The sequence below is a fragment of the Streptomyces capparidis genome (assembly GCF_054782095.1).
Genome location: NZ_BAAGTD010000016.1, coordinates 30,688 through 44,526, shown reverse-complemented (window position 1 = coordinate 44,526; position 13,839 = coordinate 30,688). Strand labels below are relative to the sequence as shown.

The 13,839-nt window shown below is 76.5% G+C and carries 11 protein-coding genes; 8 read left to right on the top strand and 3 right to left on the bottom strand.

The window, feature by feature from the left end:
* Positions 1-24 precede the first annotated feature (24 nt).
* From ACYVO2_RS15200 to ACYVO2_RS15190, 3 genes are all read right to left on the bottom strand, one after another.
* Positions 25-852 carry a class I SAM-dependent methyltransferase gene (locus tag ACYVO2_RS15200; RefSeq protein WP_461008317.1) on the bottom strand — a complete coding sequence of 276 codons (828 nt, stop codon included), beginning with the start codon at positions 850-852 and terminating at the stop codon, positions 25-27.
* Between the two features lie 176 nt (positions 853-1,028).
* A complete protein-coding gene (locus tag ACYVO2_RS15195; protein WP_461008316.1) occupies positions 1,029-2,231 on the bottom strand; it encodes a PP2C family protein-serine/threonine phosphatase in 1,203 nt (400 codons plus the stop codon).
* Between the two features lie 541 nt (positions 2,232-2,772).
* Positions 2,773-3,390, bottom strand: a complete 618-nt coding sequence (locus tag ACYVO2_RS15190; RefSeq protein WP_461008315.1) for a TOPRIM nucleotidyl transferase/hydrolase domain-containing protein — start codon at positions 3,388-3,390, stop codon at positions 2,773-2,775.
* A gap of 189 nt (positions 3,391-3,579) precedes the next feature.
* On the opposite strand from ACYVO2_RS15190, the gene ACYVO2_RS15185 reads away from it, so the two are divergent.
* From ACYVO2_RS15185 to ACYVO2_RS15150, 8 genes are all read left to right on the top strand, one after another.
* Positions 3,580-4,140: a hemerythrin domain-containing protein gene (locus ACYVO2_RS15185; RefSeq protein ID WP_461008314.1), complete on the top strand. Its 561-nt coding sequence runs from the start codon at positions 3,580-3,582 to the stop codon at positions 4,138-4,140.
* 751 nt (positions 4,141-4,891) lie between these two features.
* Positions 4,892-5,878 carry a 3-oxoacyl-ACP synthase III family protein gene (locus ACYVO2_RS15180; protein WP_461008313.1) on the top strand — a complete coding sequence of 329 codons (987 nt, stop codon included), beginning with the start codon at positions 4,892-4,894 and terminating at the stop codon, positions 5,876-5,878.
* Between the two features lie 199 nt (positions 5,879-6,077).
* On the top strand, positions 6,078-7,739 hold the full coding sequence (locus ACYVO2_RS15175) for a hypothetical protein (protein WP_461008312.1): 1,662 nt from the start codon (positions 6,078-6,080) through the stop codon (positions 7,737-7,739).
* 8 nt (positions 7,740-7,747) lie between these two features.
* Positions 7,748-8,836, top strand: coding sequence for a Gfo/Idh/MocA family oxidoreductase (locus tag ACYVO2_RS15170; RefSeq protein WP_461008311.1), 1,089 nt, complete (start codon positions 7,748-7,750; stop codon positions 8,834-8,836).
* Positions 8,837-8,847: 11 nt separating this feature from the next.
* Positions 8,848-10,149: a B12-binding domain-containing radical SAM protein gene (locus ACYVO2_RS15165; RefSeq protein ID WP_461008310.1), complete on the top strand. Its 1,302-nt coding sequence runs from the start codon at positions 8,848-8,850 to the stop codon at positions 10,147-10,149.
* A gap of 7 nt (positions 10,150-10,156) precedes the next feature.
* Positions 10,157-11,311: a Gfo/Idh/MocA family protein gene (locus ACYVO2_RS15160; RefSeq protein ID WP_461008309.1), complete on the top strand. Its 1,155-nt coding sequence runs from the start codon at positions 10,157-10,159 to the stop codon at positions 11,309-11,311.
* The gene (locus ACYVO2_RS15155) at positions 11,308-12,165 is read left to right on the top strand and encodes a class I SAM-dependent methyltransferase (protein ID WP_461008308.1); all 858 of its coding nucleotides are present in this window, start codon (positions 11,308-11,310) and stop codon (positions 12,163-12,165) included. The genes ACYVO2_RS15160 and ACYVO2_RS15155 overlap by 4 nt, the downstream gene beginning before the upstream one ends.
* On the top strand, positions 12,165-13,814 hold the full coding sequence (locus ACYVO2_RS15150) for a serine hydrolase domain-containing protein (RefSeq protein WP_461008307.1): 1,650 nt from the start codon (positions 12,165-12,167) through the stop codon (positions 13,812-13,814). Before ACYVO2_RS15155 ends, ACYVO2_RS15150 begins: the two co-directional genes overlap by 1 nt.
* Positions 13,815-13,839: the final 25 nt, after the last annotated feature.

Sequence of the window (13,839 nt, the reverse complement as noted above, 5' to 3'; positions counted from 1 at the left end):
CGCGCGGGCGGGAGCCGATGCCGGTCAGGGCAGTCGGATCAGGTTGAGCCGGTACTCCTCGACCTGCGGCAGTCGCTGCTCGGCGAGGCCGGTGAGCATCTCCTGGTAGGCCGCGGGCAGCTCGTCGTACATCCCGGGCGGGAGGCTGCCGAGCGTGTGCGAGGCGAGCCCCCGCGCGCCCGGCAGCCACTCGGCGAGCCGTTCCGGGGCGGCGCAGGCCCACCGCATCCGGGCTTCGACCTTGCTGAGCGCGTCATGCCGGTCCTGGGTGGAGATGATGCCGGGTCCTGCCGTGTCCAGGGCCAGCAGCGAGCCGGGGAAGCGCTCGGCGAGGAGGGTGACGACGTCGCGGACGTCCGCCTCGGCGAGGAAGGGCAGCACGGCCTCGGCGGACAGGAAGTACGGGCCGCCGGTGCCGGACGCGACGGTGTCCGCCCAGGCGGGGTCCGTCACGGACGCGGCGATCATCGTGCGGCGCGGGGTGTCGGTGAAGAAGGCGCGGCGCAGGTCGATCACGTCCGGCAGGTCGAGGTCGAACCAGCGGGCCCGGCCGTTGTCGACGCGTTCGTACCGGGTGTTGAGGCCGGTGCCGATCTCCACCACCGTCCCGGTGGGGTGCTCGGCGAGGAACTCCGCCACCCACCGGTCGAACAGGCCGGTGCGGAGCGTGGCGCCGATCAGGCTCGGCAGGCCGTCGAAGCGGGTGAAGTCGTAGTCGATCGCCGCGACGATCTCCTCGGCGCGGGCGTCGCGCAGGGCGGCGTCCGGCTTCCGGTTCTCCACCGCCCGCCCGTACAGCGGGATCAGCAGGGTCTCCTGGACCGTGCCCAGACGTGCGGCGCGCTGAGTCATGGCAGCCTCCCGGTTCGGTCTCCCACCGGGCCGGCCCTCCGACCCGGGCGCTCGGATCTCCGCCGTTCCCACTCGGTTCCCGGGGGTGGCGACACCCGATCCTAATGAAAACGGATCCCATTGTCGAAGATTGGGGATGGCCGCCGCGCGCCTTCGCGGGCGGGGTGGTGCGCTGGTCAGGGGACGAGGTCGTCCTGGTGGCCGCCGCGCCATTCGGCGAGCAGGACGGTCGCGTCGTCGTCCAGGTTGCCGCCGTGGTGGTGCAGGACGGCGCGCATCAGGCGGCGCAGGGTCTCGTGCAGGGTGTGCTGTCCCGAGTGGTGGCGCACGATGAAGTCGACGAACCGGTCCTTGCCGAACTGCCGCCCCTGGGCGTCCCTGGCCTCGACGATGCCGTCGGTGTACAGCAGCAGCCGGTCGCCCGGCTGGAGCTGTTCGTGGCAGACGGTCACCGGCAGGCCCAGTTCCGCGCCCATCGGCCCGGCCGGGGGGCAGGACAGCGAGGTGGTCCACCGGTTGTCCCGGATCAGCACCGGCAGGTGGTGCCCGCGGTTGACCCAGGTCAGGCGGCCGGTGGCCAGGTCGAGTTCGGCGAGGATCCCGGTGACGTAGCGGCTGTGCCCGAACTGGCCGGTCAGGCTCGCCTCGATCGCCTCGCTGGTCTGCGCCGGCGTCGCGCCCCGGCGGCGGGCGTTGCGGCAGGCGGCCACGGCGAGGTTGGCGGTGATCCCGGCGGCGGTGTCGTGGCCCATGGCGTCGAAGACGCCCATGTGCAGGGTGGTGCCGCTCACCGCGTAGTCGAAGGCGTCCCCGCCGACCTCGTAGGCGGGTTCCATCACGGCGCCGACGGTGACGTCGTGCCCGGCGAAGGCAGGCGGCGGGGTGAGGTGCCACTGCATCTCGGCCGCCACGTTCATCGGCGCGGTGCGCACCAGGCGGGCGAAGGAGTCGCTGAAGGAGCGCTTGCTCAGCAGCAGCAGGGCCACCAGGGACGCCAGGTCCCGCAGGGTGTCGGGGACGGCCTCCGCCCCGTCGCCGCCCCCTTCGCCGCCCGCGCCGGCGACCGCCCACAGCACTCCGAGGCGCTCGACCCCGTCGGTGACCGCGGCCCACCAGCGGCGCGACCCGTGCCCGCCCTCCTCCACCACCTCGACCCGCTGGTAGGCCAGGCCGGGCAGCGTCCCGTCGACCGCGTACTGCCGGCCGCCCGCGCCCGCGTCGGGCCCGCGCCCGGTGAGCTCCCGCAGCACCGTCTCCTGGATGTCCACCACGAACACGGCCACCTCGTCCAGACCGACCGTGGCGGCGTGCTCGGCGATCAAGCGGGGCAGTTGTTCGAGCGTGACGGTGTGGCTCGCCTGCATCAGCCGCGCCAGCATCCGTCCCGGCTCCACCCCTCGCGCCTCCCGCCCGCCCGCCACGGCCCCGACCTCCGCCGGGTCAGCCGGCCACGACCCCGGCCGCGGCCGGGGCGCCGCCCCCGGCGCGCGGGGCCTCCCGCGCCTCGTCCTCCGCCACCGGGTTCCGCGGGACCACGGGGTTCGCCATCACCATGACAGGCTCCTCACCGCCCGGCCGGCGCCGGGGACACGCCGCGGCGCCTGCCCGGGGCTGGTCACCACCGCTCACCGCGCACTCATTCCCCGCGGTGGGGGACACCCCGCCCGAGGACGCGCGCTACCACCCCGGCAGCGTAGGGAACCCGCCCCCGGGCGCCTTCCGGCCGAACGCTCGTCGCGTCCGGCCGGCTCGGGCGGCGGCGTCCGGAGCCGCCGACGGGGTGTGCCGCTGCCGGGATCCCGGGCGGGTCGGTGACGGTGCCGGCCGGGGCGTTCCCGCCGCTCGGTCCTCGTTCGCCTCCGCCCGGCCACGGCGCGGCCGTCACCGTCGCCGCGCCGGGCGGACCGGCCCGCCCGGTGGTCACAGGCAGGCGAGCAGGCCGTCGAGCGGGGCGGGCGCGCGGTCCGGGTCCAGGGCCTCCACGAGGACACGGCCGTAATGGATCTTGCGCCCCTTCTGCGTGCCGAGGAAGCGCCGCAACTGCTGCTGCGGGGCGCGGCCCCGCTGGGCGGGCTGGCGCAGGAACGTCCTCAGGGCGCGCAGGTCGCCCTCCGCCCGGACGAGCTCCTCCACCCGTGGCACGCCCAGCGCGCGGATGAGCTCGTCCTCCAGGTCCGCCGCGCAGACGAAGAACCCCTCCTCCGCCGCGCCGGGCCGTCCCAGGCCGCGGGCGTAGTGGCCGCGCTCCGCCTCGTCGCACAGTCCCGTGAGGCGCAGGCCCAGGCCGGCCGGCCCGAGCAGGCGGCCGAAGCGCCCGACGTTCATCGCGCCGCCCATCGACAGGACGCAGACCCCCTCGGCCGCCAGGTCCCGGCCGCGACTCGCGGCCAGCGCGCCGACCGCCGCGACGTCGCTCGGCCCTTCGAGCAGGACGACCACCCGGACGGGCAGTTGCGCGGCCAGCTCGCGCGCGCCGTCGCCGGGGCCGCCGGCCGCCCACGCGGTGACCGCCTCCCGGAACGACCCCATGTCAGCCATGGGACGAGTCTGATGCCGCTCCGGTCACCGCGGTAGGGATTTTCCGCCCACCGCCCTGCCCGCTCGACCGGCCCGGGACGCCGGACCCCGGCTCGGCGCGCGGCGAATGCCCCTGTATGTCCACAATGAGGGTGGACGGAAGGCGGACCCGGGTCGTCACGACCCGCGGCTCTCGGAGGAGTGGAAGCCATGGCGCACGGCGGGGATGTCATCGCGGAGCTGACCACCGACCACCGGGAGGTCGAAGAGATGCTCGAGCAACTCCTGGCGGTGCCGCCGGGAGACCAGGCGCGCAGGGACATCGTGGACCGGCTCACCATCGAGCTGATCCGCCATGCCGTCGCCGAGGAGGAGCACCTGTACCCGGCGGTCCGCGAACACCTCGCTGAGGGGGACGCGCTCGCGGACAAGGAGCTGGCCGACCACGCCGAGGTCGAACGGATCCTCAAGGACCTGGAGGGCCTCGACCCCACCGACGCCAGGTTCGAGCAGTTGGTCGCCAGGCTGCGCACCACCGTCGGCGAGCACGTCGAGGACGAGGAGCGGCGGCTGTTCGTGATGCTGCGCGACGCCTGCTCCCCGCAGGCGCTGACCGAGCTCGGCGACAGGGTGCGCCGGGCCAAGCGGACCGCGCCCACCCGCCCGCACCCCGCCGCGCCGGACACCCCGCCCGCGAACAAGCTCCTCGCCCCGGGCGCGGGCCTGGTCGACCGGGCCCGCGACGCCCTGACCGGCCGCGGCGGGAGCTGACCGGCCCGCCCCCGAACGGCGGCACGGAGCCCGCACCCGGCGGCGGGGCGAGCGGGCTCCGTCGGCGCGGTCCACGGCAAGGCGACACCCGGGTCCGCCGTGCGACCGGCCCTCACGGCGGTCACCCGTGCGGCGGGCGGCCGTGGAGCCCGTCGCCGTGTGCGGTCGCCCGCGCCGCCGCCCGTCCCGTCGCCCATATCGCCACGCGCCGCCGCCCGCGTCGCGCCCGCACCGCCACGTGACCCCGCCCGCACCGCCGCCCGCGCCGTCGAAGTCCACCGCGCCCGCGCCCTCCCCGCCTCCCGGGTGCGGCCGCGGCCGTGGCCGAGTCGCCGGTGCGCCGTCTGATGGCACATCAGCCCGAGGCAAGCCGGCGCCGCCACCCCGCCCCCGCTGAGCAGCGCGGACCCGGGTGCCCCGGCCCGTCGCCGGGCCGGCGTTCCGGTCGGGGCGGGGAACGGGCGGGCCGCCGCTGCCCGTAAGGCCGTGCCGGGTACGGGGCCGGTGCCCGTTCGTGCGGTGCCGGTAGGGGGTGATAAGGGTGGCCAGGGGATGAGCCGGGCCGCCGGCGTACATAGCGTTCTTCCCAGGACAACGCGGACCGCCCCGGCACCGGGCGGCGCGGGCGGTCGCCCTACGGGGGCCGCACCCGGGCCCTCCCCGCCGCGAGGTCGTCCGGTGAGGCACCGCCAGGCGCGGGCAGGCGCCCCGCGCGGAGACTTGGGCTGCACAGGAAGGCGGGAGATTCCGCATGCCGGTGGGGATCCTGGAGGTCGGAGTGCACGTGCCGGCGACGGTCGTCGGCAACGCCCGCATCGGCCGGTGGGCGGATGTGCGGCAGGAGTGGGTGGCGGAGCGGACCGGGATCCGGGAGCGGCGCTACGCCTCCGCCGGGGAGGCGACCTCGGACCTCGCCGTCGCCGCCGTGCGTGACCTCCTGGCGAGGAGACCGGGCGCCGGGCGGGACGTGGGCTGGCTGATCGTGGCCACGGCCACGCCCGACCAGCCCCAGCCGGCGACGGCCGCGGCGGTCCAGGACGGGCTCGGCATGGACGCGGTGGCGGCCTTCGACCTCAACGCCGTCTGCTCCGGGTTCGTCTACGGGCTCACCGTGGGCGCGGGCCTGCTGGCCACGCAGCCCGCGCAGGGCCGGTACGCCCTGCTGGTGGGCGCGGACATGTTCTCCTCGGTGATGAACCGGCGCGACCGCAGGACGGTCAGCCTGTTCGGCGACGGCGCGGGCGCCGTCCTGCTCGGCGAGGTGCCCGAGGGGTACGGCCTGCGCGCGTCCCGGCTGGTGTCGCACGGGCGCCTGCGCTCCCTGGTGGAGGTGCCCGCGGGGGGCACCAGGACACCGCTGACGGCGCGGGCCCGCCGGGCCGGGGGGCACCTGTTCCGGATGGACGGCAGAGCCGTGTCCGACTACGCCCTGCGGGTCCTCCCTGAGGTGATCGGCGACGCGCTGGCGGACAGCGGGCTGGCCCTCGGCGACATCGACCGGTTCGTCTTCCACCAGCCCAATGTGCGCCTGCTGGAGAAGCTCACGGCCGAACTGGGCATCGACCCGGACCGGGTGCCGATCACGGCCCGGGAGCTGGGCAACACCGGCGCCGCCTCCATCCCGCTGACCCTGGACCGGACCCATCGCGAGCGCCCGCTCCGGCGCGGCGAACGCGTCCTGCTGGCGGCGCTCGGCGGGGGCATGACGGCCGCCGCCGCCGTCCTGGTCTGGTTCTGAGCCCCGCGGGCCCACCGGGGCCCGCCCGCTTCCCCCGGGCCGGGCCGCCACCCGCGCCGGCCGGCCCACCCGCGTCCCGCGCACCCACCCGTGTCCGCGCACCGCGACATGCCGCACACCCCGCGGCCTCCCGCCGCCCCGCCGGGGCGCCCGCCCGCCCGGCGTCCGCGGCCCACCATCCACGAGAAGGGAACGACCCATGCCGTTTTCCACCAGCGAGCCGGTGCCCGGCGCCGTGGGGACCGACGGGTCCGCCGCGCCGCCGGAGCCGGCCGGGGGCCGCTACGAGGTCCTGGACGGCCGGATGACCACCGGGCAGTTGCGTGACGCCGTCGGCTCGGTGCTGCGCGGCGAAGGGCTGCCCGAGGCGGACTTCGACGCCCTCGGCCCGGGCGGTTGCGTGACCACCCTGGACGGCACCCGGGTGGAGATCCGCAGCCGCCCCCTGCCGGACGGGGAGCCGGGCACCCTCGACCACGTCCACCCGGTGGTGGGCCGGCTGCGGGTGCTGCTCACCGCGGCCGGGCCGCTGTCGCCCGCGGCCGAGGCGGTGTTCGACCGCCTGGTGGACGCGCTGACGCTGCGCGGCCGGTGCTACACCGGCGCGGAGATCGACTCCATCGTGCGCGCCATGCCGCTGCTGTCCCGGTACACCACGCACGAGCCGGCGCTGCGCGACTGGGCGCTGGTCTTCCGCGACCACTACGTGGAGAACAGCGTCGGCTTCCTGCTCGGCATGGAGCGGGCCGGCCTGGACCGCGACTGGATCTTCGCCCTGTCCAAGGGCGACCGCACGCTGCACCGCGACCGCGTCCACGCCTGGTTCCTCGACCGCGGCTACCGCAGCGACGTCCTGGACAACTCCGTCATCAACGGCTCGGCCGACGCCGACGCCCGCGCCTACGCCATGGGCGTCAACGACCGGGTGGACGACTTCATCCGCGCCGCCCACGCCGCCGGCCGCCGGGTCCTGGTCATCGACGACGGCGGGCTGCTCGCCCAGGGCTACGGCACCAGCGGCCTGCTGGACCAGCGCGTGGACGCCGCCGTCGAACTGACCGTCAGCGGCCTCAAACGCGTCTCCGCCGTGCCCGGCGGGCTGTCCATACCCGTGCTGAACATGGCCAGGTCCAAGCTGAAGACCATGCTCGGCTACAACGAGATAGCCGACTCCTGCGTGCGCCGGCTGCGCGCCATCCTCCCGGGTGAGAAGTTCATCGGCCGGCACGTGCTGCTGCTCGGCTTCGGCACCCTGGGGGCGCGGGTGGCGCACGCGCTGCGCTCCGTCGGCTGCCGTGTCTCGGTCGTGGACACCGACGTGCTGCCGCTCATCATCGCCGCGGAGCACGGCTTCGAGACCTACCGCAGCCTCGCGGAGGCGCTGCGCGCCCACTCCCCGTTCCTGCTGATCGGCGGCACCGGCGAACTCGCCCTCACCGCCGAGGACCTGCCGCTGCTGCCCGACGGCGCCTACCTCGCCGGGTTCGCCACCAAGGACTTCAGCCTGCTCGGCGAGGGCCACCCCGGCGTGCGGTCCGCCGAGGTCCCGTTCGTCGGCGTGCGGCACACCCTGCCCACCGGGGCCACCGTCACCCTGCTGGGCGACGGCAGGTCGCTGAACCTGTTCGAGTACGAGGGGATCGCCAACCGCGGCTACGACGCCTACCGGGCCGGGACGCTGATCGCCGCCAAGGCGCTGTGCCGCGACGCCGACCGCCTCGGGCCCGGCCTGCACCTGGAGCCGGTGGACCGCGCCATCGACGACGCCGGGCTGTTCTCCGCGTACTACGAGGAGTACCTGGCCGCCGGGACCCGGCGCCGCCAGGACGCGCCCGCCCCGAGCCCCGCCGGCACCCGGTGAGGCCGCGGATGTCCAGGACCCATGTGTGCGTGATCGGCTACGGGACCGCGGGCCGGCTGCACGAGCGCCTGCTGGCCGGCCTCGGCTTCACCGTCAGCGTGGTCGACCCGTCCCCGGCCGCCGCGCCCGCCGCGGCGCCGGTGTTCCGGCACCCCGAGGAGGTGCCCAGGCACCTGCCGGTCGACGTGTGGTCGGTGTGCTCCCCGACTGCCGCCCACCTCGCGGCCGTGGAGGCCGTGCTGGCCGTGGACCCGGCGGCCCGGCTGCTGGTGGAGAAGCCGGTGTGCCGCTCCTGGGAGATCCCCGCCCTCGTGGCGCTGCTCGCCCGGCACGAGCGGGCCCGCCTGGTGGTGATGGACCAGTACCGGCACGCCCAGGCGGTCGCGCTGCTGCGCACCATCCGCAAGGAGCTCGCGCCCGGCCACCCGCTGCGGGCGGTGCGCGTCGGGTTCGGCAAGGACCGGCGGGCCGACATCGCGGCGGGCCGGTTCGTGGACCGCGACTACGGGGTGTTCGGCTACGAGTGGCTGCACATGCTGGCCCTGGTGCGCGGCGTGCTGCCCGCCGACGCCTATGACGCCTACCTGCGCGCCGAGCCGGGCGACGGCGGTCTGCGCGTCGCCCTCGACCCCGAGCTGACCAGCACCGCCGCCCACGAGACCGGCACGGCGGGCGGCGCCGCCGTCGAGCTGTACTCCACCGTCGTCGGCCCCGACCCGTCCGGCCAGGTGCCCGTGCCCTCCTGGTTCGACCGGCCCCGCGCCCACCGGGAGAGCAGGCAGCGCCGGCTCGAGGTGACCGCGGGACCGGTGGTCCTCGGCCTCGACCTGGACCCGGTGACCCTGCCGAACGGCACCCGGCTGCCCAGGAACACGCACCGGCTGGCCGTCGAGGGCCCCGGCCTGCGGCGGGAGTGGCTGGTCCACGACTCGCCCATGGAGAACGCGCTGCGCCGGTCGATGGCCGCGCTGCTCACCGAGCCGGGACCGCCCGGCCTTGACCTGCGGGCCGTGTCGCGCATCGGCCGGCTGGCCGCCTCGGCCAAGGCCGCGTCGCCCGCGTCGCCGCCGCCCACCGCCCCCTCCGCCCGTCTGTGAGGTCGACCGCCATGCAGATCTGCCTGGTCATCCCGAGCAACCGCTTCGACCAGTACTTCATCCAGGTCCCGCTGGACGTCCTGGTGGCCGCGGGTCAGCTCCGCGCCGACGGCCACACCGTCACCGTGTGGGACCAGCGCCTGACGGACACCCCGCCCGGCGCGGCGGGGGCCGACCTGGTGGTGGTCTCCTCCGCCATCGCCGACCGCGCCCAGTGCTACCCGCTGGACCTCGGCCCCGTGCGGGCCGCCGCCGACCGCGCCCGGCGGCACTTCCCCGGCGCCCGCACCGTGGCGGCCGGCCCGCACGGCACCCACCTGCCCGCCGCCACCAGGGCGGCGCTCGGCGTGGACCACGTCGCCGTCGGCGAGGCCGACGCGGCCACCGTGCACGCCGTCCGCGACCTGGCCGCCGGGGCCACCGCCCCGGTGCTCGGCGGCGACCTCGCCGCCTCGCCGCTGACGGTGGTGGGCGCCAAGCCCAGGCCCTACCCCAACCTGGACCTGGAGGAGTGCGCCGCCCCCGCCTACGACCTGGTCCCCATGCACCGCTACACCGCCGAGGTCATCGTGGACGGCCTGCCCCAGCCCGGCCCCTGCGGCATGGTGCTGGCCGCCCGCGGCTGCACCTACGGCTGCACCTTCTGCCACCTGCCGTTCGGCACCCGCATGCGCACCCAGCCGGTGGACCGGGTGATCGCCGAGGTGGAGGCGCAACGGGCCGCGGGCCTCGAGTTCCAGTTCTTCCTCGACTACGTCTTCGGCATCAACAAGGCGTTCTACCGGGCCGTGTGCGAGCGCCTGCGCGGGCGCGGCATCGGCTGGGTGGGCCAGACCCGGGCCGAGATCGTGCTGCGGAACGACGTCACCGAGTGGGCCGCGGCCGGCTGCCAGGGCATGTGGCTGGGCGCCGAGTCCCCCTCGGTGGCGGGCACCGGCGTGCACAAGCGGGTCACCGAGGAGCAGATCAGGGACGCGATACTGAAGCTGCGCGACGCCGGGATCGTCCCGTTCGCGTTCGTGCTGCTCGGGCTGCCCGACGACGACGCCTGCCAGTCGGACTGGCTGGTGGACTGGGCGGCGGACATCCCCGCCTGGTTCGGCATCAACCAGTTGTACCTGCGGCCGGGCACCTCGCTGTACGACCGGCTCGCCCCCCGCCACAACGGCGGCCGGCCGCCCGCGACCTGGGAGGAGGTCCGGGAGGTCACCCGCAGGTACCGGGAGGCGTACCCGGCCGACCTCGACGACCAGGAGCGCCGGCTGACCGCGCTCCCCAACTACCTGGGCAACGCGATCGCCCCGGTCGGGTGAGGCGGCCGTGCTCACCTTCGGCATCGTCGGATGCGGATCCATCGGCGGCTTCCTCGGGCGGCTGCTGACCCGCGGGGACCCCGCGCTGGCCGGCCGGGCGAGGCTGGCCGCGGTGGCCGGCCGCGCCCCGGACCGGGCCGCCGCGCTCGCCGCGGAACTGGGCTGCGACGCCGCGGACGTGCCCGGCCTGCTGGCCCGGCGGGACGTGGACGCCGTGGTGGTGTGCACGCCCAGCGGCACCCACGCCGAGCTGGCCGGGGCGGCGCTGCGGGCGGGCAAGCACGTGCTGGTCGAGAAGCCCGCGGACGTCACACCCGAGGCCGCCGACCGGCTGGTGGCCGCGGCCCGCCGGCACGGCAGGACCCTCGGCGTGGTCTCGCAGCACCGCTTCGACCCGGCGGCCCGACTGGCCCGCGCCGCCGTCGAGGACGGGCGGCTCGGCCGCGTCACCTCCGCGTCGGTGGAGTTCCCCTGGTGGCGGGACCAGTCGTACTACGACTCCGGCTCCTGGCGGGGCACCAGGTCCCTGGACGGCGGCGGCGCCCTGATGAACCAGGCCGTGCACGCCGTGGACCTGGTGCAGTGGCTGGCCGGCCCGGTGGTGCAGGTCGCCGCGCACACCGCGCTGCTGGCCCACCGCGGCGTGGAGGTGGAGGACGTGGCCACCGCCACCCTGCGGTTCGCGGGCGGCGCGCTCGGCACGCTGCTGGCCACCACCGCCGCCTACCCGGGCCGCACCGCCAGGGTCGCGGTGCACGGCGACCGCGGCTCGGTGGTCATCGACAACGACGAACTGGCCTTCTTCCACGCGGCGCGGGACGGCGAGCGGGTGCCCCCGCACGGCGCCTACGGCAGCGCCGACCAGTCCGCCGAGCACGCGGCCGCGCTGGAGCGGGACCCGGCCAGGGACCGCATCGGCCTGCTGTACCAGCCGCACCGCGACCAGCTCGCGGACTTCTGCGACGCGGTGCGCGACGGCCGGCCCCCGCTGGTGGACGGCGCCGCGGGACGGCAGGCGGTCGCCGTGGTCGCGGCCGTCTACGAGGCGGCCAGGACCGGCGTGCCGCAGCGGCCCGCCGGCGCCCCGACCCCGACCACCCGCGCCACCCCCGCGGCGGACCACGCCCGCGGGGCGGCGCCCGACCAGGAGAGGACACCGTGACCGAGGTCGCACACACAAGCGCAACCGAGCGGAAGGCCGCGCTCGCCCGGCTCTTCGACCGCAGCGCCCCCACCTACGAGCGGGTCGGCGTGGAGCACTTCGCCGACCTCGGCCGGCGCCTGGTGGCGCACGCCGGGCTCACCGAAGGGCAGCGCGTCCTGGACGTGGGCTGCGGCACCGGCGCCGTGCTCGTCCCCGCCGCCCGCGCGGTCGGGCTGCGCGGCGAGGCCGTCGGCATCGACCTGTCGCCCGGCATGGCCGAGCGCGCCCGGGAGGAGGTCGCCCGGCACGGCCTGGGCAACGCCCGGGTGGTGGTCGGCGACGCCGAGACCGTCACCGCGGACGGCGTCCCCGGCGCGCCCGCCTCGTTCGACGCCGTGCTGGCCGGCATCTGCCTGTTCTTCTTCCCGCGTCCCCGCGCGGCCCTGGCCCGCTACCGGGAACTGCTCCGGCCCGGCGGGCGGGTCGCCGTGTCCTGGTGGGGGCGGCCGGACCCCCGCTGGGACCCGGTGTTCGCGGCCGGCGCCCCCTACGGCCGCGGCCCGTCCTCCCACACCCTGCCCGAGGACAGCCCGTTCCGCTCGGTCGACGCGCTGCACCGGGCGCTCACCGAGGCCGGGTTCACCGGGGTGCGGACGCACGAGGAGGACAGCGTCACCCGCTTCGAGAACGCCGACCAGTGGTGGCGGTGGGTGTGGTCCACGGCGGGCCGCCAGTTCTGGGAGGCCGTGCCGGACGGCGCCCGCGAGGACGCCGAGGCGGCGGTGAACGCCGAACTGGCCGCGCTCGCCGCCCCCGACGGAAGCCTCACCAGCACCTCCAAGGTGCGGTTCACCGTGGCCGGGAGCGACTGATGCGGGCGGCCCCGGCCGGCCCCGGCCCGGCCACGGCCACCGGCCCGGCCGGGCACGCCGAGGCGGCACGGCACGAGCTGTTCTCCCCGCACTGGCTGCGCCTCGCCGGCGCCGGCTGTGCCGCGCCCCCGCCCGGCGCCGACACGGTGGTGACCGTCGCCCTGCGCATCACCGACCCGCCCCCCGGCACCGCGCCCGCCGTGCTGATGACCGCCGACCTGGCCGACGGGAACCTGCGCTTCGACGCCGGCCCGCCCACGCAGCGGCCCACCCTCTCCTTCACCCTCACCCACGCCGAAGCGGCGACCCTGCTGCTGGGCGGCCAGCGGCAGCGCACCGGGCTGTTCGAGCACGGGGGGCTGCGGCTGGAGGGCGCGTTCCTGTTCGTCTTCTTCCTCGACCGCGTGCTGCGGCAGGACCCCTCGGGCGCGCTGGCCCGGCTCCGGGAGCACACCGCGTCCCCGCCCGAGGACACCGCGCCACCCCACTGGCCGCCCCCGGCCGCCCCCCTCCCGCCGCGGGAGCGGGAGGAGGCGGCGCGGCGGGCCGCCGGCGCGGTCCTGCCCCGCACCATGGCCGCGCTGCGCGCCGAACTCGGCCGCACCACCCCCGGCGCCCAGCTCTACGTCTCCCACGCGGCTTCCGGCACCGCCGTGTCCGTCGCGCTGGGCGAGTGCCGGCCAGGGGTGCCGTTCACCCGCGACGCCTGGCCCATCTGGTACTGCTGCTCCAAGGCGGTCGGCGCCGCGGCGTTCGGCCGGCTGTGGGAGCGGGGCCTGGTGGACCCGGAGCGGCCCGTCGCCGCGTACCTGCCGTGGTTCCGCGGCCAGGGCCGGGAGGACATCACCCTCCACCAGCTCCTCACCCACACCACGCCGGTGCCGATGGCCCTCGACCCGCTGCACGGCGCCTTCGCCGCGCCCCTCGACGCACGCCGCGCCCTGGTGCGGTCCCTGGCCGTCCCCCCGGGCGCCCGCCCCGGCGAGCGCATCAACTACGCGGCGTGGTGGGCGTGGTTCCTGCTCGCCGAGGTGGTCGGCGCGGTGGACGGCCGCGACTGGGCGCGCTTCCTCGCCGACGAGGTGCTCGCGCCCTGCGGCATGGAGGACACCCGGGTGGTGCTCACGGCCGAGGAGTACCGGGCCGCGGCGGACCGGCTGCCGCTGATCCACATCACCGGCGACGGCCTGCCGGCCCAGCCCACCTGGTGGTTCGCCACCGAACGGTCCTGCACCCTGCCCATCCACGGCCTCAACATGCGCGGCCCCGTCCGCGACCTCGGCCGCTTCTTCGAGACCCTGCTCGCCGGCGGGCAGGGCCCCCGCGGCCGGCTGCTGCGCCCGCCGACCGTCACCGCGCTGACCGCCCGCCACCGGGTGGGCCTGACCGACCCGTTCGGCAACGCCGACTGGGGCCTGGGCTTCCGCGTGGAGTCCCACCACCTGGGCGAGGAGTACACCGCGTTCAGCCACCACGCCTCGCTGCGCTCCTTCGGGCACTACGGGCTGTGGACCTCCGTCGCGTTCGCCGACCCGGACGCGGGCCTGGTCACCGCCCTGCACCTCAACGGCAAGACCAGACAGGACGAACACCGGCGCCGCGCCCTGGCCGTGTGCGACGCCGTCTACGAAGACCTCGGCCTGCTGTGACCGACCCCGCCCACGAGAGGGGAAC

What these genes read in the sequence shown, in the direction of transcription:
- ACYVO2_RS15195 (WP_461008316.1), bottom strand. Translation starts at nt 2,231, where the DNA reads ATGCTGGCGCGGCTGATGCAGGCGAGCCACACCGTCACGCTCGAACAA.
- ACYVO2_RS15175 (WP_461008312.1), top strand. Translation starts at nt 6,078, where the DNA reads ATGCCGTTTTCCACCAGCGAGCCGGTGCCCGGCGCCGTGGGGACCGAC.
- ACYVO2_RS15180 (WP_461008313.1), top strand. Translation starts at nt 4,892, where the DNA reads ATGCCGGTGGGGATCCTGGAGGTCGGAGTGCACGTGCCGGCGACGGTC.
- ACYVO2_RS15185 (WP_461008314.1), top strand. Translation starts at nt 3,580, where the DNA reads ATGGCGCACGGCGGGGATGTCATCGCGGAGCTGACCACCGACCACCGG.
- ACYVO2_RS15170 (WP_461008311.1), top strand. Translation starts at nt 7,748, where the DNA reads ATGTCCAGGACCCATGTGTGCGTGATCGGCTACGGGACCGCGGGCCGG.
- ACYVO2_RS15150 (WP_461008307.1), top strand. Translation starts at nt 12,165, where the DNA reads ATGCGGGCGGCCCCGGCCGGCCCCGGCCCGGCCACGGCCACCGGCCCG.
- ACYVO2_RS15190 (WP_461008315.1), bottom strand. Translation starts at nt 3,390, where the DNA reads ATGGCTGACATGGGGTCGTTCCGGGAGGCGGTCACCGCGTGGGCGGCC.
- ACYVO2_RS15200 (WP_461008317.1), bottom strand. Translation starts at nt 852, where the DNA reads ATGACTCAGCGCGCCGCACGTCTGGGCACGGTCCAGGAGACCCTGCTG.
- ACYVO2_RS15165 (WP_461008310.1), top strand. Translation starts at nt 8,848, where the DNA reads ATGCAGATCTGCCTGGTCATCCCGAGCAACCGCTTCGACCAGTACTTC.